At 54.4% G+C, this 22,122-nt stretch carries 17 protein-coding genes; 7 read left to right on the top strand and 10 right to left on the bottom strand.

The features are described 5' to 3' along the window. Positions 1-6 precede the first annotated feature (6 nt). From G8770_RS05290 to G8770_RS05300, 3 genes are read left to right on the top strand one after another with little or no spacing between them, the layout of a single operon-like run. Entirely contained in the window at positions 7-588 is a 582-nt protein-coding gene (locus G8770_RS05290) for a pilus assembly PilX family protein (protein ID WP_167182782.1), read from the top strand. A gap of 23 nt (positions 589-611) precedes the next feature. Next, positions 612-4,148: a pilus assembly protein gene (locus G8770_RS05295; protein WP_167182785.1), complete on the top strand. Its 3,537-nt coding sequence runs from the start codon at positions 612-614 to the stop codon at positions 4,146-4,148. A gap of 21 nt (positions 4,149-4,169) precedes the next feature. Further along, positions 4,170-4,607, top strand: a complete 438-nt coding sequence (locus G8770_RS05300; RefSeq protein ID WP_167182788.1) for a type IV pilin protein — start codon at positions 4,170-4,172, stop codon at positions 4,605-4,607. 98 nt (positions 4,608-4,705) lie between these two features. On the opposite strand, the gene G8770_RS05305 is transcribed toward G8770_RS05300, so the two are convergent. From G8770_RS05305 to G8770_RS05315, 3 genes are all read right to left on the bottom strand, one after another. Continuing rightward, positions 4,706-5,266: a GspH/FimT family pseudopilin gene (locus tag G8770_RS05305; protein ID WP_167182791.1), complete on the bottom strand. Its 561-nt coding sequence runs from the start codon at positions 5,264-5,266 to the stop codon at positions 4,706-4,708. Between the two features lie 109 nt (positions 5,267-5,375). Further along, a complete protein-coding gene (locus tag G8770_RS05310) occupies positions 5,376-6,746 on the bottom strand; it encodes a sigma-54-dependent transcriptional regulator (RefSeq protein WP_167182794.1) in 1,371 nt (456 codons plus the stop codon). An 8-nt stretch (positions 6,747-6,754) separates the two neighbouring features. Then, positions 6,755-8,467 carry a two-component system sensor histidine kinase NtrB gene (locus tag G8770_RS05315; RefSeq protein WP_167182797.1) on the bottom strand — a complete coding sequence of 571 codons (1,713 nt, stop codon included), beginning with the start codon at positions 8,465-8,467 and terminating at the stop codon, positions 6,755-6,757. A 163-nt stretch (positions 8,468-8,630) separates the two neighbouring features. On the opposite strand from G8770_RS05315, the gene G8770_RS05320 reads away from it, so the two are divergent. Beyond that, entirely contained in the window at positions 8,631-10,259 is a 1,629-nt protein-coding gene (locus G8770_RS05320) for an NAD+ synthase (RefSeq protein ID WP_167182800.1), read from the top strand. A 196-nt stretch (positions 10,260-10,455) separates the two neighbouring features. Here the strand turns inward: G8770_RS05320 and G8770_RS05325 are convergent, their stop codons facing one another. Then, positions 10,456-10,737, bottom strand: coding sequence for a hypothetical protein (locus G8770_RS05325; RefSeq protein ID WP_167182802.1), 282 nt, complete (start codon positions 10,735-10,737; stop codon positions 10,456-10,458). Positions 10,738-11,435: 698 nt separating this feature from the next. Between G8770_RS05325 and G8770_RS05330 the strand changes: the two genes are divergently transcribed. After that, complete coding sequence (locus tag G8770_RS05330) at positions 11,436-12,242, top strand: SDR family oxidoreductase (protein WP_167182804.1); 807 nt, start codon at positions 11,436-11,438, stop codon at positions 12,240-12,242. 176 nt (positions 12,243-12,418) lie between these two features. Here G8770_RS05330 and G8770_RS05335 read toward each other — a convergent pair whose 3' ends face one another. The 5 genes from G8770_RS05335 to G8770_RS05355 form a co-directional block, all read right to left on the bottom strand. Further along, complete coding sequence (locus tag G8770_RS05335) at positions 12,419-15,043, bottom strand: TonB-dependent receptor (protein ID WP_167182809.1); 2,625 nt, start codon at positions 15,041-15,043, stop codon at positions 12,419-12,421. Positions 15,044-15,298: 255 nt separating this feature from the next. After that, on the bottom strand, positions 15,299-16,990 hold the full coding sequence (locus tag G8770_RS05340; RefSeq protein WP_167182810.1) for an ATP-binding protein: 1,692 nt from the start codon (positions 16,988-16,990) through the stop codon (positions 15,299-15,301). Beyond that, the gene (locus G8770_RS05345) at positions 16,974-17,642 is read right to left on the bottom strand and encodes a response regulator transcription factor (RefSeq protein ID WP_167182813.1); all 669 of its coding nucleotides are present in this window, start codon (positions 17,640-17,642) and stop codon (positions 16,974-16,976) included. The genes G8770_RS05340 and G8770_RS05345 overlap by 17 nt, the downstream gene beginning before the upstream one ends. Positions 17,643-17,672: 30 nt before the next feature. After that, positions 17,673-17,987 (bottom strand): hypothetical protein, encoded by a 315-nt coding sequence (locus G8770_RS05350; protein WP_167182815.1) that lies wholly within the window; start codon positions 17,985-17,987, stop codon positions 17,673-17,675. A 161-nt stretch (positions 17,988-18,148) separates the two neighbouring features. Continuing rightward, complete coding sequence (locus G8770_RS05355; RefSeq protein WP_167182818.1) at positions 18,149-18,760, bottom strand: glycine zipper 2TM domain-containing protein; 612 nt, start codon at positions 18,758-18,760, stop codon at positions 18,149-18,151. A 154-nt stretch (positions 18,761-18,914) separates the two neighbouring features. Here G8770_RS05355 and G8770_RS05360 point away from each other — a divergent pair, with 154 nt between their 5' ends. Continuing rightward, entirely contained in the window at positions 18,915-19,496 is a 582-nt protein-coding gene (locus tag G8770_RS05360; protein ID WP_167182820.1) for an LON peptidase substrate-binding domain-containing protein, read from the top strand. 265 nt (positions 19,497-19,761) lie between these two features. Here the strand turns inward: G8770_RS05360 and G8770_RS05365 are convergent, their stop codons facing one another. After that, the gene (locus G8770_RS05365; protein WP_167182822.1) at positions 19,762-20,616 is read right to left on the bottom strand and encodes a LysR family transcriptional regulator; all 855 of its coding nucleotides are present in this window, start codon (positions 20,614-20,616) and stop codon (positions 19,762-19,764) included. 345 nt (positions 20,617-20,961) lie between these two features. Between G8770_RS05365 and gcvT the strand changes: the two genes are divergently transcribed. Then, positions 20,962-22,077 carry a glycine cleavage system aminomethyltransferase GcvT gene (gene gcvT, locus G8770_RS05370; protein WP_167182824.1) on the top strand — a complete coding sequence of 372 codons (1,116 nt, stop codon included), beginning with the start codon at positions 20,962-20,964 and terminating at the stop codon, positions 22,075-22,077. Positions 22,078-22,122: the final 45 nt, after the last annotated feature.

A 22,122-nucleotide genomic window follows, 5' to 3' on the forward strand; every position in this document is an offset into this window, starting at 1 on the left:
GTGTTTATGAACAACTATGGACGTAATCACCAGCGAGGGGCGGTGCTGATCATCGCCCTGGTTTTTTTGGCCCTGATTGCATTGATTTCTGTGTCGAGTATGGACAGCAGTCGTCTTGAAGCCTATATGGCGGGCAATGAGCAGGCCCGTGTTGATGCTTTGCAACGGGCTCAGGCGGTGGTGGACTTGTTGGGGGACGAGGATGGTTCATTCCGCGTGACCAGCGTCGGTTATTTGCGTTGCAACAGCGGCAATAGCGACGCTGATTGTGACAGTACTGCGGCACTGGCGATTTCCAACAGCGATGTTGCGGCTCTGGTGAGCGGGATTACAGATCTATCCTATACCTCTGAGTTTTACTATGAGTCGACCAAGGCGCCACCCGCCAGTATCGGTAACGGCAGCGGGCAGGCCTACGGCGCGGCTTATTTTGATGTCAAGGTGTTGTACGACAACAGCGACAACCGTGGCGGGCGGGCGCAAGTGTCGCAAGGTATCGGCGTGCGGGTGCCAACATCACAGCAAGGCGGCAGTGCTCCCGCGGGCACCGATGGTGATACTCAAATGCAATTACCCGTATCGCCTTAACAGGTTTGGGGAAGGAGTAAGCAGTGAAATTGTTTTCAGCGAAAAATGTTTTGGCCTCGGCAATATGGGCAGCACTGGCCATGCTGAACCCGGCTCAGGCGGACGATACCGAAATTTATATGGATTCGCTGACGGCAGGAGGGGGAGCGACCGAGATACCCCAGCCCAAAGTCATGTTGATTCTGGATTACCGATCTAACCTGGGCAGTTCCTACTGCTCAAGCCTGGATCAGGATTGTAAAAATGACATGAATTCAGGCCTAGCGGATACCGACCCCTTGTTGTCAGACTTCCTGCTGCAGTCGGACGGCGTGACCCCGATCCCGAACGGTACCGCGATTAATGAGCTGGACGTGTTGCGCATGATCCTGCGCTGGCTGTTTTCGCAGCTGGACGGCTTTGACGTGGGGTTTATGATCAACCATGACAGCAGCAATAGCTGTGAGGGGCCAGGGCAGACCAACTGCAGTAACGGCGCCTATATCCTAAACGGCTTCACCGACATCGGTAATTCTAGCTTATTAACCAAACTGGATAACGTGCGTTCGCCCTCCGGTGGCTCGGGTGCACATACCTTTCAGGCGAAGGAAGCCTACTTTGAGTTATACCGCTACCTTAACGGTGGCGGGGTCTACAACGGCCACAATGGCTTCAAGGATTACGGTTCGACAACCGACACGATGAACCTGGACCACTCCGACAATCGTGATGGCGACGGTAATTCCACCGTGGCTGTAGCCTGGGATGCGTCAATTGAAAGTGGGGCCAATTACATCTCGCCTTACGACAACGGCCAGAACCATGAGTGTACCGCGACCTATGCGGTCACCTTGTTTGAGGGGGTGACCAACCAGGACGATGACTCTGATGGTGCCATTGACGAAGATATGGCAGATGTGGCGGGTTACTATACCGGCAGGGATAGCTCTATCGCACTGGCGGATGTGGTGTCATGGATGTCGCGGGAAGACACGAATCCGACGGTCGACGGCGAGCAGAACGTGACCTTTTATTTTGTGGCGGACGGTCGTACCAACCAGGCGGTGTCCCAAGCGGTGACTGCCGCCGGCACCCCCTTGATTGACTGGGATAGTCCCGCGCAAATGGCGAAGAAGTTACTGGATGTTTTCCGGAATATTGCCGTGCGTTCCAGTACCCTGGTGGCCTCGTCGGTCCCTGTGAACGTCTTTAACCGTTCCGATATTCAAGGGGACGTGTACATGGCGGTGTTCGAAGTGGATGACGATGCCTTGCCGTCCTGGCCGGGCAACCTGAAAAAATTCCGCATCGGTGAAGTGACCGAAACCGTGGAAAACACCGACGGCACTATAACCGAGAAAACCGAACTCCGCGTGCTGGATGTGAATGGTAATGAGGCGATCAGTTCCGAAGACGGACGCATTGCTGCAAGCGCACTGAGCTACTGGACAGACCCGGATAATTTGCGTGCAGTGAATCCGGATCGCGCCGATGAAGAGCCTGATGCGACCAAAGATGGTCGCTCTGTGACCCGCGGTGGGGCGGGGCACAAAATTGCCGGTGTCCGCACTGGGGCACCCGGGTTGAACAACAGTGACGTCGGTGCCAGACAGATGTTTCTGGACCCGGCCGTGGTGAGCGGTACGGCGGCCGGAGGCAACAGTCTCGTCGAGTTGCGTGCGGATTATGATTTGACTGACGCTACGGATATTAACAGCTTGCAACCGTTAAAAGCCTTGATGAACTTGCCGGCTATCGACACGGATGAAAATGGTGATGATCAAGAGGCAGTGAACAACCTGCTCTGGTTGCGCGGTTATGATGTGGAGAGTGACTTGAATGAGTATCGTAATTGGCTTCTGGCCGATGTGTTGCATTCCAAGCCGCTGGCGATTAATTACGGCAGTCGTGATGTAAACGTTGATGGTAGCCCGGAATACGATAAAGCGCTGAACCCCGATATTCGTATTTTTATGGGTACCAACGACGGCTTTATGCGGCAGTTCAAAAACACTGCAGCGGGTACGGACACACCTTCAGCTACATCAATGTTAGACCAGCTGGGTACCGAAACGTGGAGTTTTATGCCACGGGAGCTGCTGGATAATGTGTATACCCTGAGAAAAAATTTGGCAGTTGCAGAGGTCCATCCCTACGGGGTGGACGGGGCTGCGGCGGCCTTTGTGATTGATAACAACAGCGATGGTGCCATTGATCATCGCTCGGACGCCGCCGGTGGCTGTTCGGATACGAGCACGGGAAGTTATGGTGTCGGCAGTGCCTATTGTGACAAGGCTTATATTTACTTCGGTCTGCGCCGTGGGGGGAACTCTTATTACGGACTTGATGTATCCAACCCGGATGAAGCGCCTTCTCTGCTGTGGAGAATTGACAACACCACGAGTGGGTTTGAGCAGTTGGGGCTGAGTTTTTCCTCACCGAAAGTGGGTTGGGTCAAATACACTGCGGATGGTAATGCCACCCCGGTGGTCATCTTTGCCGGAGGCTACTATGGCGGCTGGAGTGACAGTGACGGCGATGGTTTGGTGGACAGTCGCGTGGGCAAGGACGATCTGAGTTACACCGCTACGGCTGACGCCCCTGATGCACAGGGTGCGGCGATCTATATCGTTCACGCCCGCACGGGCGAGCTCATCTGGAAAGTGGAGCACGGGGCGACGACGGCCAACGTGTCACCGACGGAATACAATCATGCCGATATGCACGACTCTATTCCGTCGGAAGTTGCCACCTACGATGCCGACGGCAATGGTATTATCGATCGCCTCTACGTGGGCGATACCGGTGGTGTTGTGTGGCGGGTTGATTTGGGTGAGGGGACATCGGTAACTGATGGTGATGCCGCCGATGATCAACGCGTTAACTGGTTTGCCACCCGCATGGCCAGCCTGGGATCGGACTTGCGGTTTTTCCACCGCCCGGACGTTGTCAGTGTGACGGACAACGGCGTGCGTAAAGATCTGGTGGTGATGGGCAGTGGGGACAGGGCTCACCCTAAGTCTGACACCTCCACGGACAATCTTTTCTTTGTGCTTAAAGACAATTTCGTGGCCAGTGGTGATGCCACGGTACAATCACGAACAACATTGAGCGTCTCCGATCTGGAAAACATCACCGACAGTTGTGTCACGGGCTCCGAAGCCGGCTGCTCAACCGACAATCTGCTCAGCAATGGCTGGGTGTTGGATTTGGAAGCCGGTGACGCAGAGAAAAACCTGGGGTCGCCAGTCGTGGTTGAGGGCAAGGTGTTATTTACCTCTTACCTGCCCAGTGGTTCGGGTGGTGCGAATAGCTGCAGTGCTGATATCGGTGAAAGTTTGCTGTATGTGGTTTCTCTGGCTGATGGCGCAGCCGTCTATAACTTGTCGGTAGGCAACTTTGAGGGGCTGCCCAATGCGGCTAACGATCGTTACCTGCTGGACGTTGAAGGCATTGGCTCGGACCCTGTGGCTGTGGGTCCCAAACATGTATTGACGCCTGGCGGGAATTTTGTTGAAGCCTCGGGCTTTCCTCGCTGGGATGTTTATTGGCGTGAGATCGGCGTAGATCCACGCCATTAATGACACATAGGATATTGCAGTATGAGACGAGAGACGGGTTTTACTCTGATCGAATTGATGATCGTGGTCGCGATTATTGCGGTGCTGTCGAGCATCGCCATTCCTTCTTACCAGAATTATGTTCAAAAAAGTAACCGCTCGGTCGCGCGTGGGGCCTTGTTAGAAGTAGCCGGGCGTCAAGAGCAGTTTTTTGTAAACAATAACCAGTATGCGACCCTGTTGACTCAATTGGGGTATGACGCGACCACCGTTGGCCTCAGTTCCGAGGCAGAGACGGTGGGGGCTGGCTCCGGGGTGTACAATCTCTCCTTCAGCGCCACGCCTACGGCCACAACGTTCACCGTGCAGGCGGTGCCCACCAATCAGCAGTCCGGCGATACCACCTGTGAAACTTTAACCTTGAATAACCTCGGGGTTAAAACCGAAAGCGGCAGTGGCTCGGTGAGTGATTGTTGGTAAATGAGTACCGGCCAGTGGTTGTATCCGTTTGTGGTTGTTTATTTCCCGGTTTAAGTCAGACCTGATTTAAGCAAACTGTCTCGTCTTGGACAGGGGTCTCAGTTTGCACAAAGTGATTCTGAATAGCGGCGGCGCCCAAGTCTTGGGCGCCCAGAGCGGCTGAGCGTTAAGGTTCCAATCTCATCGGTTGCAGAAACCGGGCAGACTTCCATAGTGCCGTTTTGCCCGAGTAAAACTCCCGAAGGTGTGTAGGTAATTTTCTTCTGGCTGCCAAAGGCCCGCCAGTTTAGTGTCCAACCTTTTGGCAGCGCCCACTTTCCCTGCACCGTGTCCTCGTCGGCCTCGTAGGCGCCACTGTAATTCTCGTCAATGAACATTAACAGCTGGTTTCCCCAGGTTGAGGCGCACTGTTGCTGCTCGTCGGTGGGGCAAAGTGCGGTGTTGCGATGTTGACTGGCCGCGATTGCTCTTGTTTTTTGAAATTGATGCAGCAAGCCCTGTGTGTGGACCCGCCGATGGTGGGAGTCTATCAGTGTCGTCAACGCAGGTAAGCTGAGAAAGGCCAGTATACTGATGATGACCAGACTCACCATCAACTCTGATAGAGTGTATCCGTGTGCGTTCATCATCCACTCCCTGGACTGAGATTTTTTACTCAAATGCCTTCCGTGGCATTTCATTAGTAATCAGTCTAGGGGTGCGGGTAGGCCTTGTCTTCCATCAAAAGTATGAAATCAATCTGCCATTAACCAGCGCTTATTCCTGCCTCTAATCATCTTCAGCATCCAGCCCCAGTTTTTTCAGCCGGTAGCGAAACGAACGGAATGTGATACCCAGCTTTTTCGCCGCTGCAGTACGATTCCATTTGGTCTTTTCCAGCGTCGCACAGATGACCTCTTTTTCAATTTCTTCCAGATAATCGTCCAGCGAGTCGATAGCATCGGTGTGGTGGCTGTTGCGCTGAGAGGCGGGGCTGGCCTGCTGCGTCGCTGTTCGTGGCAGTTGCAGGTCATCCAGGTGGATGGTGTCGGCCTCACAGAGGGTGAAGGCCCGTTCAAGGATGTTTTCCAATTCCCGGACGTTGCCGGGAAAGGCGTACTGCTGCAGCGCTGACAGAGTGTCCCTGGCCAGGTGGGGCGTGTTAACGCCGCAATCCTGGGCGAAGCGCTGCAGAAAATGGTTGGCTAGCAGCGCGATGTCATCCTGTCGTTCCCGCAGCGGCGGGATGTCAATTTGAATGACGTTGATGCGGTAAAACAGATCGTTGCGGAAATGTTCCCGCTGGACTTCTTGAGCCAGGTCCTTGTGGGTCGCGCTGAGAACACGAATGTCGACGGGAAGTTCCTGGTCGGCACCGATCGGGCGTACCGCTTTTTCCTGGATGGCGCGCAGTAACTTGACCTGCATATCCAGTGGCAGGTCGGCCACCTCATCCAAAAATAACGTGCCGCCATTGGCCGCCTGAAAGAGGCCTTGCTTGTCGCAGGAAGCTCCAGTAAAGCTGCCTTTTTTGTGGCCAAAGAACTCACTTTCCATCAACTCTTTGGGGATTGCGCCGCAGTTAACCGGGATGAAGGGGCCGTCGGCGCGCCCGCCCTGATAGTGAATGGCGCGGGCGACCAACTCTTTGCCGGTGCCGGACTCGCCACTGATGTACACCGGAGCCAGGCTGCGCGACACTTTGACAATCTGTTGGCGCAGTTTGGTGATTCCCTGGGTATTGCCCAGCAGCGGCGGGCTGTTGTCGGCAGTGCTATTGCTTTCTTCGGCGAGGCGCAGGGCGGTATTGATCAGCCGGCGCAGGTGTTCCAGCTCAACCGGCTTGGAGATGAAGTCAAAGGCACCGGCTTTCATGGCCATAATGGCCGTGTCCATATTGCCATGGGCAGTAAAGACGGCCACAGGGAGTTCTGGCTGGTGTTTTTGAATCCAGCGCACCACTTCAATGCCGTCGCCATCGGGCAGCCGCAGGTCTGTCAGGCAGACGTGATAGGTGTTTTGAGTCAGATAGTCTATGCCCTGCTGGACGTTGGCTGCACAGTCGACGTTTATGCCCATCCGCGACAGGGTAATGTCCAGCAGTTCGCGGATATCCGGTTCATCATCAATGATTAAAGCGTGTGTGGTGTGTGAACTCATGATACTGGTTAAAACATCCTGTTGGGGTGGGCAAAATCAATACGAAAACAGCTCTTATTATAAGTGTCTTTGATGTAATTCAGCGAGGCGTGGTTAGCCTCGCACAATTCTTTCGACAGGTAGAGTCCGAGTCCGGAGCCGGTGGCTTCGGTGGTGTAGAAGGGTTCAAAAATGTGCGACAAGCTGGTGTCGGGGATTCCTTTCCCTTCATCAATCACCAGCAAAAATGGCAACTCCGTGACCGAATCAATCCCCAGCTTTAACGTAACCTGGGGCTTGCCGGTTGCCTGCAGACTGTGACGCAGCCCATTGTCAATCAGGTTGGTGAGCACCTGTGCTAACTGGCTGGTATCGATGCGGGTGTGGGAGTCTTTGTCCAGTTCGATAATCGAGATGGCAGGGGGGCATTTATGAGCGGCGGTGCCCGCTGTAGCACTGCTCTCGTTTTTAGGCAGGAGCTCCAAATAATCATCGATGAACTGTTGCAGCCACGGTTTGAGTTGAATCGGTTCGGGTTTGGTGGGGCGACGACGCGACAGTTGCAGCACATTTTCGATGATCTGGTTTACCCGTTTGGCGTTGGTATCAATGATTTCGGTGAGGCGGCGGTCGGCCGGGTCCAGATTTGGGGATTCTGCCAGTAATTGGCCGGCATGGCTGATAGAGCCCAGAGGATTGCGTATTTCGTGTGCGATGCTGGCGGTTAACCGGCCCAGTGAGGCCAGTTTGAGGCTCTGGGCTTCGCGGTGCAGGCTGCGGGCATCTTCGACGAAAATCAGCGTTTCGGAGGCCTGTTGGCGGGCCTGCTGTTGTGAACCCTGGCGCTTGTGCGCTTGCGTACGTTGAGGCTCGTGCCTCTGGGTAGGTTGAGGCTCCGTGCTTAAGTCCGCAAACCGCAAACGCACTTCATTGTTGGTATGGGCGACTTTAACATCCGGGGTTTTGGTGCCGTGAGGGTTTGCTTGCCAATGTTGGTATTGGGCTTCCAGTTCCACAACGTCGCTCAGCTCCATGGCCGGGTTGTTCATGGGCCAGTTTAGCAGGCGGGTGGCAGACTGATTGATGAACTCGACCTTGCCGGTGGGCGCTGCCACCACAATACCGGTCTGCATCCGTTCCACAATCATTTGCGCCATTTGCTGCAGGCGGGCAGCGTGTTCAGCCTGTGAGGCCGCCTCAGCCGAGCTGAGGCGGAGCTTGTTGCTGAGGTAATTAAACAGCAGTGAGCAGGCAAACAACATGGTACCCAGTGTACCCGCCGCAAACAGGTTGCGGCTGTCCCCGTCACCTTCCTGTATCAGGTAGAGGGTTTGGGTCAGGACCAGAAGCGTCCCCAGGGCGGCCAGAACGTTACTGGCCTGAGCCGTAAGGCATATACCGCCGGTGGCCGTCGTCACCAGTAGCAGAAAGCCCAAACCGCTGTTCAAGCCGCCACTGGCGTGAATCAGCAGGACAAGGGCGACAATGTCAATGAACAGGATGACAAAGATTTGCTCGTTAGTGGGGCTGTAGTGACGCTGCCAGAGAATCAGCAAGGTTAAAATACTCAGCACGGCATAAGCCAAAGCCGTGTACAGAAAAAGCTCCGGCACATAGGTTCCCAGAATCTTTGGCGCCAGGCTGGAGCCAAACATAGCTAACAGCAGGCAGCTGAGGCCGGTACGGTAATAAGCGTAGATTTTGAGAAGAGGGTAGTTTATGTCGACACTGGGGCTGGTCATGTTTATTTTGCTTAATCTGCTGGATTATCCGAAAATAGCGCCCCTCACTGGTGATTGTCTATAGTGGCAACAACGCCAACACCCCTATTGCTGATTTTATGAGCAATTACGGATGCAACAGGACGTCACCGGCGAACGAAGAATCACACTGGAGTTGCAAGATATGCCCACCCTAAAGATTGTCATGGCCCAGGTAAACCCTTTAGTCGGGGATATACAGGGAAATACCGAGCTGGTGATCGATACCGTACGACAGGCCGAATCCGAGCACAGTGCCGATGTCGTTATCTTTCCCGAGCTGACATTGACGGGGTACCCACCGGAAGATTTGTTGTTGCGGGAAAGTCTGGAATTGCGCATCAATCGTGCACTGGACGCGATTTGCGGCGCTAACCTGCAAGCTGCGGTGGTGCTGGGGTATCCACGGACCATGGCCGGCCGTTTGTTCAACGTTGCCGGGGTCATTGACGGCGGTGACATTACCGCAGAATACGCAAAACAACACTTACCGAATTACAAAGTATTTGATGAGAAACGCTATTTTGTTTCTGGAGATTCCCCTTGCCTGGTACGCCTGAAAGGCATCAAGGCTGCCATCACCATTTGTGAAGATATCTGGCAGCATGAGCCCATGCACCAGGCCCGGCAGGCCGGAGCGCAAATCATGCTCAATCTAAACGCGTCGCCGTTTCACATTGGCAAAATCAGTGAGCGCCGTGAGTTGTTGCACGATCGCGCCCGGGAAGGCCAGATGCCCATCTTTTACGTCAACCAGGTGGGCGCTCAGGACGAGTTGATCTTTGATGGCGCTTCGATGGTGGTGGATGCTGAAGGAGAGGTTCGGGTTCAGGCGCCTAGTTACAAAGAACAGCTACTGCCGGTTTCCCTCGATGTGGTGGCGGGCAAGTGTACTGTGCTTGATGGAAAAATTACTCCGGAGCCTGAGCGGTTGGCGAGTGTCTATCAAGCTCTGGTGTTGTGTGTTCGTGACTACGTCAACAAGAATGGTTTTAAAGGAGTGGTGCTGGGGCTGTCCGGCGGTATTGATTCGGCGTTGACCCTGGCGATTGCAGTTGATGCCTTGGGCAAAGATCGGGTCGAAGCGGTCATGATGCCATTCCGTTATACCTCTGATCTGAGTAAAAACGATGCGGCCGATGAAGCCATGCGCTTAGGGGTGAGGTATCAATCGATTTCCATTGAGCCAATGTTTGAAGCCTTTATGGGCGCGCTGGAAGATGAATTTGCCGGGACATTGCGGGACACCACCGAAGAAAACCTGCAGGCGCGATGCCGCGGCGTGGTGTTGATGGCGATTTCCAACAAAAAAGGTTATCTGGTGTTGACCACGGGTAACAAGAGTGAAATGGCGGTGGGCTATTCGACGCTATACGGCGATATGGCCGGCGGTTTTGATGTGCTGAAAGACGTTCCGAAGGTATTAGTGTTTGAATTGTCCCGCTATCGCAACACGATTGAAGAGGTGATTCCGGTGAGCGTGATTGAGCGGCCACCTTCTGCGGAGCTGGCGCCCGATCAGAAAGATGAAGACAGCCTGCCCCCCTATGAAGACCTGGATCGTATTCTGGAGCTTTATGTTGAGCGTGACTGCAGTGCCACCGCCATTATTGAAGAGGGTTTTGACCCGGATGTTGTGCACCGGGTGCTGCGTCTGGTGGATGTGAATGAATACAAGCGACGTCAGGCGCCGGTCGGACCCAGAATCACCGAAAGAGGCTTCGGTCGGGACCGTCGTTACCCGATCACCAACGGCTGGAAAATCGGCGATTAAGCGCGGCTATGCCATCGTGACTCTTTGAAAAGCGCTGTAAAAGGCGCTTTTTTTTCGCCAGTTGGAGGGTTGTTTAATCCGCGTGTAAGTTTTAACACCAAAGAAGGTTAATGCTGACTTTTATCTGACATTAAACTCTGAGGCCTCTAGCGCAAGGTGAATTGCGCAGCAAGAGAGGGCGGCCTGGGCTGACTCGCTACTCGTGAGCCTGTACGGTTCTGGCTGCGGGACTTTTTGGCGGGGCATCTCCTGCCAGGGCGTCTTCCGCCAGGGAGGTTTGGGTCGAGGGGTGTGTGACCAGGCCGCGGATAATGATTTCGGCCACAGCTTCTTGGTCGTAGCCGGCTTTGACACCCAGCGTCTGGATGTCGGCAGCCAGTTGGGGTTTCTGTGTGACCGCCGCCATAATCAGGGCGGCTGCCTCGGCGATGTTATTCTGTCCCGTTAACGCCAGCAATTCTTCAAGCAACGATAACATCTGTTGATCGCTCAGCGAACTCTGCAGTGAGGAGGCTGCTATAGGTACAGCCGTCTGCTCGTGGGTTTCAGCATGAGCTGTCGTGAGGCCAGGTGTCGACAGGCTCGTCAGTATCAGAAAGAAAGGCAGTCGGCAGACGCTCGGGAAACAAGACGGCCTGCCCTGGTCTCGCCTGGCCACGGAACTGGATGGCTGCATATCTCTCATCGTTTCAGTGACCTGTCCTTGTGAACCGACCTTCCCGCTTGGGTATGCCTGGTGATGTGTTTTGTCTCTAACCGCTTGGGCTGCCGGACGTATGTTACAACAGATCTGGGCTGCAACGGACGTGCGCTGAGACAAATGTTGGTGGTGCCCCATCTTCGCTGTACCCCTGTTGTTGGTGACAACAGGCCCGCAACGTCGCGACTTCGGCGAGTGTATCCGGCTGCGAGGTCAGGTGCAAGGCGGGCTGCAGGTTCCACGGCCGGGCAGGCTCATCGGGTGGGCGGCAAAGTTCATTGCAGCGTGGGCCACAATGTACCTGGAACTCGACTTGGGCGATGGGCGATGGGCGATGGGCGGATAAGGCTATATGAGCGTGAGCCAACTACACTAAGGCGGTTAGTCCATGTTTTCGATCGGTCAATAGTCGCAACAATCGAGTTTTCCCGATGCTGTTAACCTCGTGTTGAGGAAGCGCTCGTAAGGAGAATCATATGGCAGTTTCTTTAGATTACACCAATAAAACCGTGGTGGTGATCGGTGGCACCAGTGGCATTAACCGGGGGGTGGCGGAAGAATTTGCCCGGCAGGGCGCCAGAGTCGCCGTCGCCAGCCGCTCCCAGGACAAAGTAGATGACACCGTCGCCAGCTTACAATCTCTGGGGGCGGAGGCCATGGGGTTTGTGGCCGATGTTCGCAACCCTGACGCGATTGCAGCCGGTTTGGCGAGTGTCCAGCAGGCCTACGGAGATTTTGATGTGCTGGTGTCCGGTGCTGCCGGTAATTTTCCGGCCACCGCGAAGGGCATGTCCACCAATGCCTTTAAAACCGTGGTGGACATTGATTTGCTGGGCACGTTTCATGTGATGAAAGGCGCCTACGACTACTTGAAAAAGCCGGGTGCCAGTGTGATTAACATTTCGGCACCGCAGGCGTTTTTGCCAATGATGGCCCAGTCCCATGTGTGCGCGGCTAAAGCGGGTGTGGATATGGTAACCCGAACTCTGGCGATGGAGTGGGGGCCGGAGGGCATTCGCATTAATTCCGTCGTGCCGGGCCCTATCGACAAGACAGAGGGGATGGAACGCCTGGCGCCCACCGAAGAACTGCGCCGGTTAACGCTGGAGTCGGTACCGTTAAAACGCATGGGGGAGACCCGGGACATTGCCAATGCCTGCCTGTTTTTAGGGTCGGATTTGGCCGCCTATGTGAGCGGTGTGATTTTGCCGGTGGATGGGGGCTGGTCGCAGGGAGGGTGTGGCGGCATGAGTCACGCCCTGATGGGCTTTGCCTCGGTCTGACAGCTAAACCTCGTCAAGGCAGTCATAAAAAAACCGGCACAGGAACGGCCGGTTTTTTTATGCTTTTCTAGTTTCTAGTTTCTAGTTTCTAGTTTCTAGTTTCTAGTTTCTAGTTTCTAGTTTCTAGTTTCCACCCCAGGGTGCTCTCTCTTGCTTCGCAATTCACCTTGTAGTTTCTAGAACCGATAAGCGACATCCACGCCGTACATCCGGGGTAACCGCACCGCGGCGGTGTGAGAGCCAATCGCTCTTCCCGGACCGGTGTAGTCCCGCAGGTCTTCTTCGTCTGTCAGGTTGTTCACCCAGGCCGCCACGCTCCAGGCATCGCTGGCGCTGTTGAACGTAGCGCGAGCATTGATCCGCTGGTAGGAGTCAATGGTTTTGTCCCGCTGAATACTGACGCGTTCATCGGACCAGTTGTAGTCGGCCCGCAGTACCAGTTCACCCGCCGAGTCGAAGGGGATGGTGTACTCCCCCATGACGTAAAATTTATTTTCGGGCGTATTGGCAACGGGTTCACCGGTAAGGTCTTCCCCGTTGTTGACAACGGTGTAACCTGTAATCTCAGTGTCCAGGTAGCTATAGTTTGCGGAGACGAAAAGTTGGTCGGTCACTGACCAGTATACTTCCAGATCAACGCCCTGCCCCTCAACGTCCGAGGTGGTGATGTTATAGCTGGGAATCGGGGTGCCCACCAGTTCCAGATCCTGTTTGTTGTCGTATTCATAAAAATAAGCGGCGGCATTGAAACGGACTTTGCCATCCATCAGGTCGGCTTTGTAGCCAATTTCGTAGTTGGTGACCTCTTCCTGATCAAACGCCGGTTCGACATCGGGGCCAAAGCTGAGGCTGTTAAAGCCGCCGGACTTGAAACCAGTGGCGACAGAGCCGTAGACCATGGCGGTATCACTGACGAAATAATCTAACACCACGCGGCCTGAAAGTGCATCCCAGTTTTCTTCGTACTTTTGGGGAACGTTGCCGCCGTCAAGGCCGTTATTGTAGAAGAACAACCCGAGAGCCAGCGGTTGGCTGCCCAATGCGGCAATGGTGTTAAAGAGTGAGTTGGATGGGTTGTAGCCGGTTTCCACGGTGAAGACTTTTTCATCGTAGGTGTAGCGAAGGCCAGCGGTCAGGTTCATGCGTTCGGTCAGTGAATAGGTAAAGTCTCCATAGACCGCTGAGCTTTCGTAGGTGCCGGTATTGTGGACAGATTCGGTCCAGTCGGGACTGGAGGTTAGCCCGGCCTGGATTTGTGGCAACATGCAGGCTCCGATGGCATTCTGAGCACCATAGCTGGCAGCGAAGTCCCCCACGGAAGCGCCACCACAGCCAGCGCCGCCATCAATAAGGTGCAGGGCGCCGAAGGGGCTGGATGCACCGGTCGGGTCTAATGGATTAGGTTGCGAGGCGTACAGCGGGAACATGAACTGCGCCAATGCAATACCGTTAGCTCCGCCGGCAGTCAGGGCGGCGCGTGCACCGTTAATGACCTCGGCAATGTCCGCTTCGCTGGAGTCAGCGGTTAGCCCCAAAGCGGCACCGGACAAGCCCAGGCTTGCCAATGCGTCGACGTTGTCGAGCAGCCCGGCGTAAAGGGCAAAGTTTTCCAGCGTGTTGGTGTTGGTGGTGGCATAGGTGGTGTGGTCTACATGTTCTTTGCTGTAGCCAGCGCCCAGTGTCCACTTCAATTTTTCGGTTTCGCCGGTAAAGCGGAATTCTTGGCTGAACTGGTCCTGATCATCCAGGTTTTCAGATGAAAAATAATGGCCTGGGTCGGAAGAACCGTCTTCATCGTTTATAAAGGTAACGTTCATGGAGCGGTAAGCGGTGATGGACGTGAGGGTAAAGTTCTCAAAGTCGTGATTGACTTCGATAGACGTCCCAAACAAATCGCGTTCTTCGAGTGAGGCTACGTCCATGCTGGCATCGCCAAACACATCCAGTGGCCCGCTCACATTTTCTCCGGCGGCGTAAACGCTCTCGGTCACGGTGTTGACGGTACCCGAGTTCTGGCTCAGGTCACTGTATTCGCCGCGCCAGATAACTTCGGTCTTATCGCTTGGTGTCCACAGCACCGAAGCGCGAAACGATTTGCTGTCAATATCGTTGAGATCTGGACCGTTGGTGTTTTCAATGAATCCGTCACGGCGGTTCATGGAGCCGCCCACACGAATTGCCACTGTGTCTGAAATGGGGGTGTTGTAGGTGAAGTCCAGCTTTTGTTTGTTGTAGTCACCCAGGCTGCCAGAAATGCTGCCTTCGGTTTCCTGAGAAGGTTTTTTGGTGATGTAATGAATTGCACCGCCCGTCGCATTGCGACCGAACAACGTGCCCTGAGGGCCTTTGAGAATCTCGATACGCTCAACATCGTCTAAAGGGATTTCAGCACCGGCACCCCGTGCGGCGTAAACACCGTCAACATAGAGGGCAACGGCGGGGTCGGAGCCGACGGTAAAGTCATCAGTTTGTATGCCACGTATACTGTAGGACGGTTGAGTGACGCTCTCATTGTTCATTTCTACGCCGGCAGTCGCGCGGCCAAGATCGCTGATCGACTCCGCCCCCATTTCTTTCAGGGCATCGCCACTGAAGGCGGATATGGAAATCGGAACATCTTGCAGGTTTTCTTCACGCTTTTGAGCTGTGACAACAATTTCTTCCATCAAGGCCGAAGCATTCACATGCACAGCGCTGAGCGGTGAGGCCAAGGCTATCGCAATGGTCAGAGGAAGAGTTTTCAGGGGTGTTCGGTGTGCTTTTTTAGCCGTTGTCAGATGACTGAGGGTGAGATCGCTCATGATGGATGTAACTCTCTTATAGTGTTTTTCATTGTTTATTTTATAGTGAGTTATTACGTCAAACTATTATTTATATTGTTCTATGCTGCGGGATGATCCTATCTTTTCATACAAGCGATTAAAAGCGTAAAGGGTGAACGGTCGGTCACAAGATTCCTCAGTTGTGCAATATACATACGACAGCTGCAACAAGGCTGCGAATAATGGAGTTATGGGGTGGGGGGAAGTGTCGGGTGAGAAGCTCACCGGCACCCTTTATCGGACTGTCGGCAAGCGGATTTGAAACTCAGCACCGCCCAGTAAACTGCTGTTGCGGGCCTCAATGCTGCCGCCGTAGGCGCTGATAATGTCGGTGGATACAGCAAGACCAATGCCTTGTCCCGGCTGAGCCGTGTCAGCGCGGGCACCGCGCTGCAGAATGGTTTGAGCCTGTTTATCGCTGATGCCGGGGCCATTGTCGGCGACCGTGAATACGCAGTCTGGTGTCTCTGTTGTGGCACTGACCATGACTTGGTTGCGGCCGTATTTACAGGCATTTTCAATCAGGTTCCCTAACAGTTCGAATAAATCCTGACTTTCAATGGGGTAGGACAGGGACTCGTCAATCGCGATGGTAAATTCTATGTTTTTTTCCTGATAAACTTTACCCATCACGTTGCACAACCTTTGTACAATTGGGCGTATTGCCTGCTGTGAATGTCGTTTTTGATTGGTTTGCAAGACAGCACGCTGCAGCTGGTGACGAATGATGGTTCCCATGCGTTCCAGTTGTTCGTTAACCACCTCGGTGTCAATGAACCCACTCTGCGCCTGCTCGGCTGGCCCCTGTTGATCGGCGTGTTTCGAGGTTTGCTGTCTGTCGTGATGTTCGGTTTGCCTTGCTTGCGATTGATCTTTTTGCGCTGTGCTTGAACGTGTTGCCTCGCCACGCTGCAGTTCTCCCTGTATTACGGCCAGGGGCGTTTTCAGGCTGTGAGCCAAGTCTCCCAGCGTATTGCGATAGCGTTCGCGCTGCTGCTGTTCGTTGCGCAGGACTTCATTGAGGCTGTCGGTGACAGGGGTGATTTCATCCGGGTAGTTGCCCATTAATTGTGACTGGTTGCCCGACAAAAGGCGCTTTAGATCGGTCGCCAGTTTTTTCAGTGGCCTCAAGCCCCAGCGCATGATCAGTACTTGTACAGTGAGTAGCCCCATGGCCAGAAAACTTAAGCCATACCACAGTTGTTGGCGGTATTTTTTGACTTGTTGTTTGTAGGTTTGTCGATCGTGGTAGATCTGAAAGCGCAGTGGCAAGGTACTGTTGTCTTCTTCAACCCAGGAAAGATCGTAAGTCAGCCGAAAATAATTGCCGACGGATTCCATCGCCCGTTGATCGGTCTGGAAGTTCATGGCGTTATAGGGCAGGCTGATGTTCAGGATGCTGACTGACTCGGATTGCCACAGTTGTTTCCAGGAAGAAATGCTGCCTGTTTCAAAGTTGGAGGGGGTGCTGACGGTGGCGTAAAGGCCAGAATCCACAACGTTGTAACGGGGTTCGTACAGCTGCTCAGGCAGCCACAGTTGGCCTTGCTGCAGTTCGGCGGCACCGAGCAGAATGTACAATTGGCTTTGCAGCTGTTCCTGCTCAGCGGTAACCAGACTGTCCTTGAAGGCGCGTTCCAGCAGCAGGCCACTGGCGCCAATGAACAGGGGCAGACACAACAGGCTGGCGGCGATAAAGCGCCCTTGCAGCGAATTCAGGACATTGGTGACGTTGGCTTTTGAGCTGGGTTGACTCGCGTCTTTTCCTGAGCTCGACGCTGTGTCGGTGCTCGGCTCATTATCACTGTTTGGTTCATGATCACTGCTTGGCTCATTTTCACTGCTTGGATCTAGGCCCGGGCGGTATTTTTTGCCAGTGCTCAATCTGGAGGTGGTTCCATGACTGCCATCAGCTCTGGAATTCAAAACGATATCCCTGACCACGGACGGTGTGAATAAACTTTGCGCTTTGTTCGATTTTTTTGCGCAGACGCCCGACAAACACTTCAATAGTATTGCTGTCTCGATCGAAGTCTTGTGCGTAAAGGTACTCGGTCAGTTCCGATTTTGAAATGACTTTGCCTTGATGCCGGGCCAGGTATTCCAGGGTGTTGAACTCGTAGCTGGTGAGCTCAATGGTTTGTTCGTCCAATTGCACGCGCTTTTTCTCGTAGTCGATGGTGAGCGGCCCAAAGGTCCAGGCGTTACTGGCCTGGCCAGCGGAGCGGCGCACCAGTGCTTGCACCCGGGCACGAAGTTCTTCCTGGTGAAAAGGCTTGGTGAGGTAATCGTCAGCCCCCGCTTCCAGCCCTTCAACCTTATCCTGCCAATCGCCGCGAGCGGTGAGAATTAAAATGGGGAAGTCCTTTCCGGCGGCACGAATGCGTTTGATGACTTCAATTCCATCCAGTTGTGGTAAGCCCAGATCAATAATGGCCAGGTCGTAGCGAAATTCTTCACCAAAATAGAGACCTTCGCGACCATCCGCAGCGCTGTCCACGGTAAAATTGAGCGCTTCCATCTGTTGCCGAATTTGCAGCTGCAGCTGGGTTTCATCTTCAACGATCAGCAAGTGCATAGTGTTTGTATCCTTCTGGCGTGCCGGCAATTAGTCTGCGGCGACGTTAATGTAGCGAACCTTGCCTTCATGCAGCATTTTGACCTGGTAGAAGCCATTCGTGCGCTTTACGCTCAGTACCTTTCCCTGCTGGCGTTGTTTGGCCATCGCTGCCGCCTGCTGTGAGCTTTTGGCTCCGTTGCCCGAACTTTTGCGCTCATTGACTTGGCGTTGCTCCGAATGACGATCCTTTTGACCGTGGGATTGGTCACGATCTTTAGGGGCTGCCTGGGCGGGCATCGATATCGAAACGGCAAGCATAATCAAGCCGCTGGCTAACAGGCAGGTCATTGCCTTGTACTTCATGGACTCACTCCATTGATTTCGGATGAAAACCTGGCAGGTTGATGATCGGCATGGTGGTGGTTGCTGTTTATACGATTTGTGCTTGTGCTGATCATGTGGCTTGCCATTCTTTTGGTGAGTCTCAATCTACCAATCCTGTCGCTATTAATAAATGGGATCATCTATCTATACAGTGGTTTTACGCTCACGGCTACCTGAATGCGTTTCCCCGGGTGATGTTCGGTGCGGGTTTGATAGCGCTCTCCATCGTAACGGTAGGTGACATTGTACCCAACAATTTGCTCTTCGTATTCCGTGCGGTAATTGACCTCACACACCTCCTCGCTGACCGGGCGTGATCTTTCTTCACCCGACTGGCGGCTGTTGCTCCAGTCCCTCGCCAGGGTGGCTCCCAGCACACCGCCAACAACGGTACCGACTTTTTTGTTGGTGTTGCTGTGGCCCACTTCATTGCCGATGGCGCCACCAATGATGGTGCCTAAAATGGCTGGGGTGTAAGACTGGTGGCGCGATTGCTGAATATAGCGGGTTTCGAGACGGCAGGAACGCTCCGGGACGTCCCGGCTGATGGTCTGGTAAATTGGCTCAACTTGAGTGACTTTGGCGTACGCGGTGCGCTCATAGCTGCCGTACTGGCCGTGAACCGGGTGGTTTTTGTCGTGTCTGGGATGATCTTTCCAGGGGCCGCCTGCCGCAACGGGGAGAGCGATGGTGGTCAGGCACACTGCGGTGAGCAGGGATTGAGTCAGGGTCCGGTTAAGTGTTTTTTTCATACTTCTTCTCCTTGAGATAACCTGAGGCGGTCTAAGCTGTTATTCAGCTGGTATTTCAGTGTTGTCACCAGATTAGCTCGAGTAAACTGAACCCAGTCTGAAGCCTGAACGCAAAGTTGTGATACCCATCAAATATGAGTGGTTAGAGAGCCTTATGTCCCGATTAGCCCTGTTTCCTTTGTCAAACCCGCTGTTTCCTGAACAAAAGATGACATTGCAAATCTTTGAGCCGCGCTACCTGTCTCTGGTCAGTCGCTGCCTGAAAAACGATGAGGGGTTCGGTGTGGTGCAAATCCGGGAGGGGCGGGAAGTGGGCAGTACCCCGCAAGTGTTCCAGTTTGGCGTCGAAGCGCGAATCATCGATTGGGAGCAGCTGGATAATGGTTTGTTGGGGATTACCGTTGTCGGTTGTCGAAAATTTACTCTGCAGAACACTCAGGTCGACAAAGACCACTTGATGGAGGCAGAAGTGACCTGGCTGCCGGAAGAGGCGCTGCGGCCCATACCAGACCGTTACGATGGGCTGGTGGACCTGGCGGAGCAGCTGCGCCAGCATCCGGTGGTGTCTGTGCTGAATCTGCCGACAGTGAAAAACAGCCGCGATCTCGGCTGGCAGCTGTGTCAGCTGTTGCCCCTGAGTGCTCCGGATAAGGTGGCGCTACTGTCCCTGGATGACCCGGAGGTGCGTTTGGAGCATCTGGCGGAGAGGGTCGCGCGGCTCAGTCGGGGGGAGTAGCTTCAGTAACTAGTAACTAGAAGCTAGGAAAAGATTGGAAAAGATTAGGGGCGAGTGGACAGTCGCGAGTAGACAGGAAAACATGAGAAAGAGGGTAGACGTGTGCAGGAGTGGGGTTAGACTTACTCGCTACTCGCTACTCGCTACTCGCTACTCGCTACTCGCTACTCGCTACTCGCTACTCGCTACTCGCTACTCGCTACTCGCTACTCGCTACTCGCTACTCGCTACTCGCTACTCGCTACTCGCCTGGGCTGACTCGCCCCTAGTTCAACGAAGCTGCCAGGTATTCCGCCAGGCGGTCGACGGTGGGGCTGCTGGACGGCTGCGGTTTGACCAGGCTGATGGCCATCTTGCCGAGTTTGGGGTAGCGGTCGTTGCCTTTGAGAATTTTGAGGTTGCTGGGCACCGTGCTTTTCGCCAGCACGGTCACGCCCAGGCCTTCTTCAATGGCGGAGCGGATGCCGGATAAATCGGGGTTGGTGTATACCAGGCGCCAGGCGATGCCGGACTCGGTCAGTCGCTCGACCGCACGGGCCCGGTATATACAGCCTTCCGGTGCCACAATCAGTGGGCAGGGCGCCTGTTGGTGGGCCTCGTGATCGGGGCTGGTGACCCACACCAGTTCATCCAGGCGCACAATGTTGGCACTGGCCACTTGAGAGGGGTCCGGGTGCAGCCCCAAAATCAGATCGAAATCCAGCCGGCGTCTCTCGTGGAGGAGGTTTTTGCTCAGGTCACTGGTTACGGCCAGCGTGACATTCGGGTGAGACTGGGAAAACAGGCCAACGATTTTGGGGAGCAGGGTCGAGGCGAACTCGCTGGGGATGCCCAGGCGGACCTTGCCGGCCAGCAATTCCTGGCTGAACTGCTCCACGGCTTCGTCATTCAGTGCCAGGATCTGCCGCGCGTAGGGCCGGAAAATCTGCCCGGCCTTGGTTAATTCCACCGATTGTCCCCGCCGGATTAGCAAGCTTTGACCCAGCACGTCTTCCAGTTTTTTGATCTGCATGCTGATCGCGGGCTGGGTGCGGCCGAGATACTCGCCGGCCTGGGTGAATCCCCCCAATTCCAATGCGGTGATGAAGGCTCTCAGGGCGTCGATGGACAGATTTTTCATGGGCAAAGGCGGTCCTGGCGGTTTGTTGGGGCTCAATTCATGGTCGGTCGTTAAGTTTGCAGTCCGGCCTGAATTTAGGCGCTGAATTTCGGTCTATTCGGTCTATAGTTGAGCTATGTCGGCATCGACCGAAATAAGAAAATCTTATAGTTGAATAATCACTATTAATTTTACTGATTATAAGGCGCGCCGTATCATTCTCAACTTTGTTGAATCGATTCTGTGAAAATTTTAGAGCAGGAGCCAATATTCCGTGGCTGAAGCCAGAGTTTTCAGGACAGAATGACAGCACAGCTCAGAACAACCTCTCGAACAACAGCACAGAACTACAGTACAGGGCCGACTATGACTGATTTGCTGCACACCCCTTTTCATGCCATGCACGTTGAAGCTGGTGCCAAAATGGTGCCTTTTGCCGGTTTTGATATGCCGGTTCAATACCCGGACGGGATCAAAACTGAGCACTTGCATACTCGCGAGGGTGCCGGGTTGTTTGATGTCTCTCACATGGGACAGGCGTTGATCAAGGGGGCGTCGGCGAAACAGGATCTGGAGGCCATGTTGCCTCTGGATCTGGATCTGTTGCAGCCGGGCCAGCAGGTATACACCTTTATGCCCAACGCCAGCGGAGGCATCGTCGATGATTTGATTGTCACCTGTTGGAATGACAATACTTACTTCGTCGTGTTTAACGCGGCCTGTAAAGACAAGGACGTGGCTCATTTTGGCGCTCATTTGTCGGCTTCAACCGAACTAAAGTTGCTGGACGACCGCGCTCTGCTGGCCTTGCAGGGGCCTAAAGCGGTGGATGTTTTGAGCGAGTTGGCCCCGCAATGCGCCGAGCTGGTGTTCATGACTGGCGCTCATATGTCGGTGAACAACGCTGAGTGCTATGTGACCCGCTCGGGTTATACGGGTGAAGACGGCTTCGAAATTTCGGTGCCCGCCGCTGCCGCCGAGAGCCTGGCACAGCGTTTACTGGAATCCCCGCTGGTGAAGTGGATTGGTCTCGGTGCCCGGGATTCCCTGCGGCTGGAGGCTGGCTTGTGCCTGTATGGTCACGATATGGACGATGAGCGCTCCCCGGCAGAAGCGGCCCTGGGTTGGGCGGTGGCCAAGAGCCGCCGGGTGGGCGGCAGTAAAGAAGGCGGTTTTATCGGTGCCGAGTCGTTGTTTGCCAAACAGCGCGACGGTGTGGCCGAAATGCGAGTGGGTTTTCTGGTTGACGGTAAGGCGCCAGTACGTGAAGACGCCGAGATTGTCGACGAAGATGGCGATGTCATTGGGCGCGTCACCAGCGGCGGGTTTGCCCCGAGTTTAAACGCACCGGTTGCCATGGGTTACGTCAGCGCCCCTTACGCCATCATTGGCACCAAGGTGGCGGCGCTGGTGCGCGGCAAGCCCCGCCCCATGACAGTCGCCAAAATGCCGTTTGTGCCGCAGCGGTATTACCGCGGCTGAAATCGACACCGCCCTTGCGGCTCGCAATGACAAACACATTAATTC

Source organism: Pseudomaricurvus hydrocarbonicus (genome assembly GCF_011602365.1).
GTDB lineage: Bacteria > Pseudomonadota > Gammaproteobacteria > Pseudomonadales > Cellvibrionaceae > Pseudomaricurvus > Pseudomaricurvus hydrocarbonicus.

What these genes read in the sequence shown, in the direction of transcription:
- G8770_RS05290 (WP_167182782.1), top strand. Translation starts at nt 7, where the DNA reads ATGAACAACTATGGACGTAATCACCAGCGAGGGGCGGTGCTGATCATC.
- G8770_RS05300 (WP_167182788.1), top strand. Translation starts at nt 4,170, where the DNA reads ATGAGACGAGAGACGGGTTTTACTCTGATCGAATTGATGATCGTGGTC.
- G8770_RS05310 (WP_167182794.1), bottom strand. Translation starts at nt 6,746, where the DNA reads ATGAGTTCACACACCACACACGCTTTAATCATTGATGATGAACCGGAT.
- G8770_RS05315 (WP_167182797.1), bottom strand. Translation starts at nt 8,467, where the DNA reads ATGACCAGCCCCAGTGTCGACATAAACTACCCTCTTCTCAAAATCTAC.
- G8770_RS05320 (WP_167182800.1), top strand. Translation starts at nt 8,631, where the DNA reads ATGCCCACCCTAAAGATTGTCATGGCCCAGGTAAACCCTTTAGTCGGG.
- G8770_RS05325 (WP_167182802.1), bottom strand. Translation starts at nt 10,737, where the DNA reads ATGTTATCGTTGCTTGAAGAATTGCTGGCGTTAACGGGACAGAATAAC.
- G8770_RS05330 (WP_167182804.1), top strand. Translation starts at nt 11,436, where the DNA reads ATGGCAGTTTCTTTAGATTACACCAATAAAACCGTGGTGGTGATCGGT.
- G8770_RS05335 (WP_167182809.1), bottom strand. Translation starts at nt 15,043, where the DNA reads ATGAGCGATCTCACCCTCAGTCATCTGACAACGGCTAAAAAAGCACAC.
- G8770_RS05345 (WP_167182813.1), bottom strand. Translation starts at nt 17,642, where the DNA reads ATGCACTTGCTGATCGTTGAAGATGAAACCCAGCTGCAGCTGCAAATT.
- G8770_RS05350 (WP_167182815.1), bottom strand. Translation starts at nt 17,987, where the DNA reads ATGAAGTACAAGGCAATGACCTGCCTGTTAGCCAGCGGCTTGATTATG.
- G8770_RS05355 (WP_167182818.1), bottom strand. Translation starts at nt 18,760, where the DNA reads ATGAAAAAAACACTTAACCGGACCCTGACTCAATCCCTGCTCACCGCA.
- G8770_RS05360 (WP_167182820.1), top strand. Translation starts at nt 18,915, where the DNA reads ATGTCCCGATTAGCCCTGTTTCCTTTGTCAAACCCGCTGTTTCCTGAA.
- G8770_RS05365 (WP_167182822.1), bottom strand. Translation starts at nt 20,616, where the DNA reads ATGAAAAATCTGTCCATCGACGCCCTGAGAGCCTTCATCACCGCATTG.
- gcvT (WP_167182824.1), top strand. Translation starts at nt 20,962, where the DNA reads ATGACTGATTTGCTGCACACCCCTTTTCATGCCATGCACGTTGAAGCT.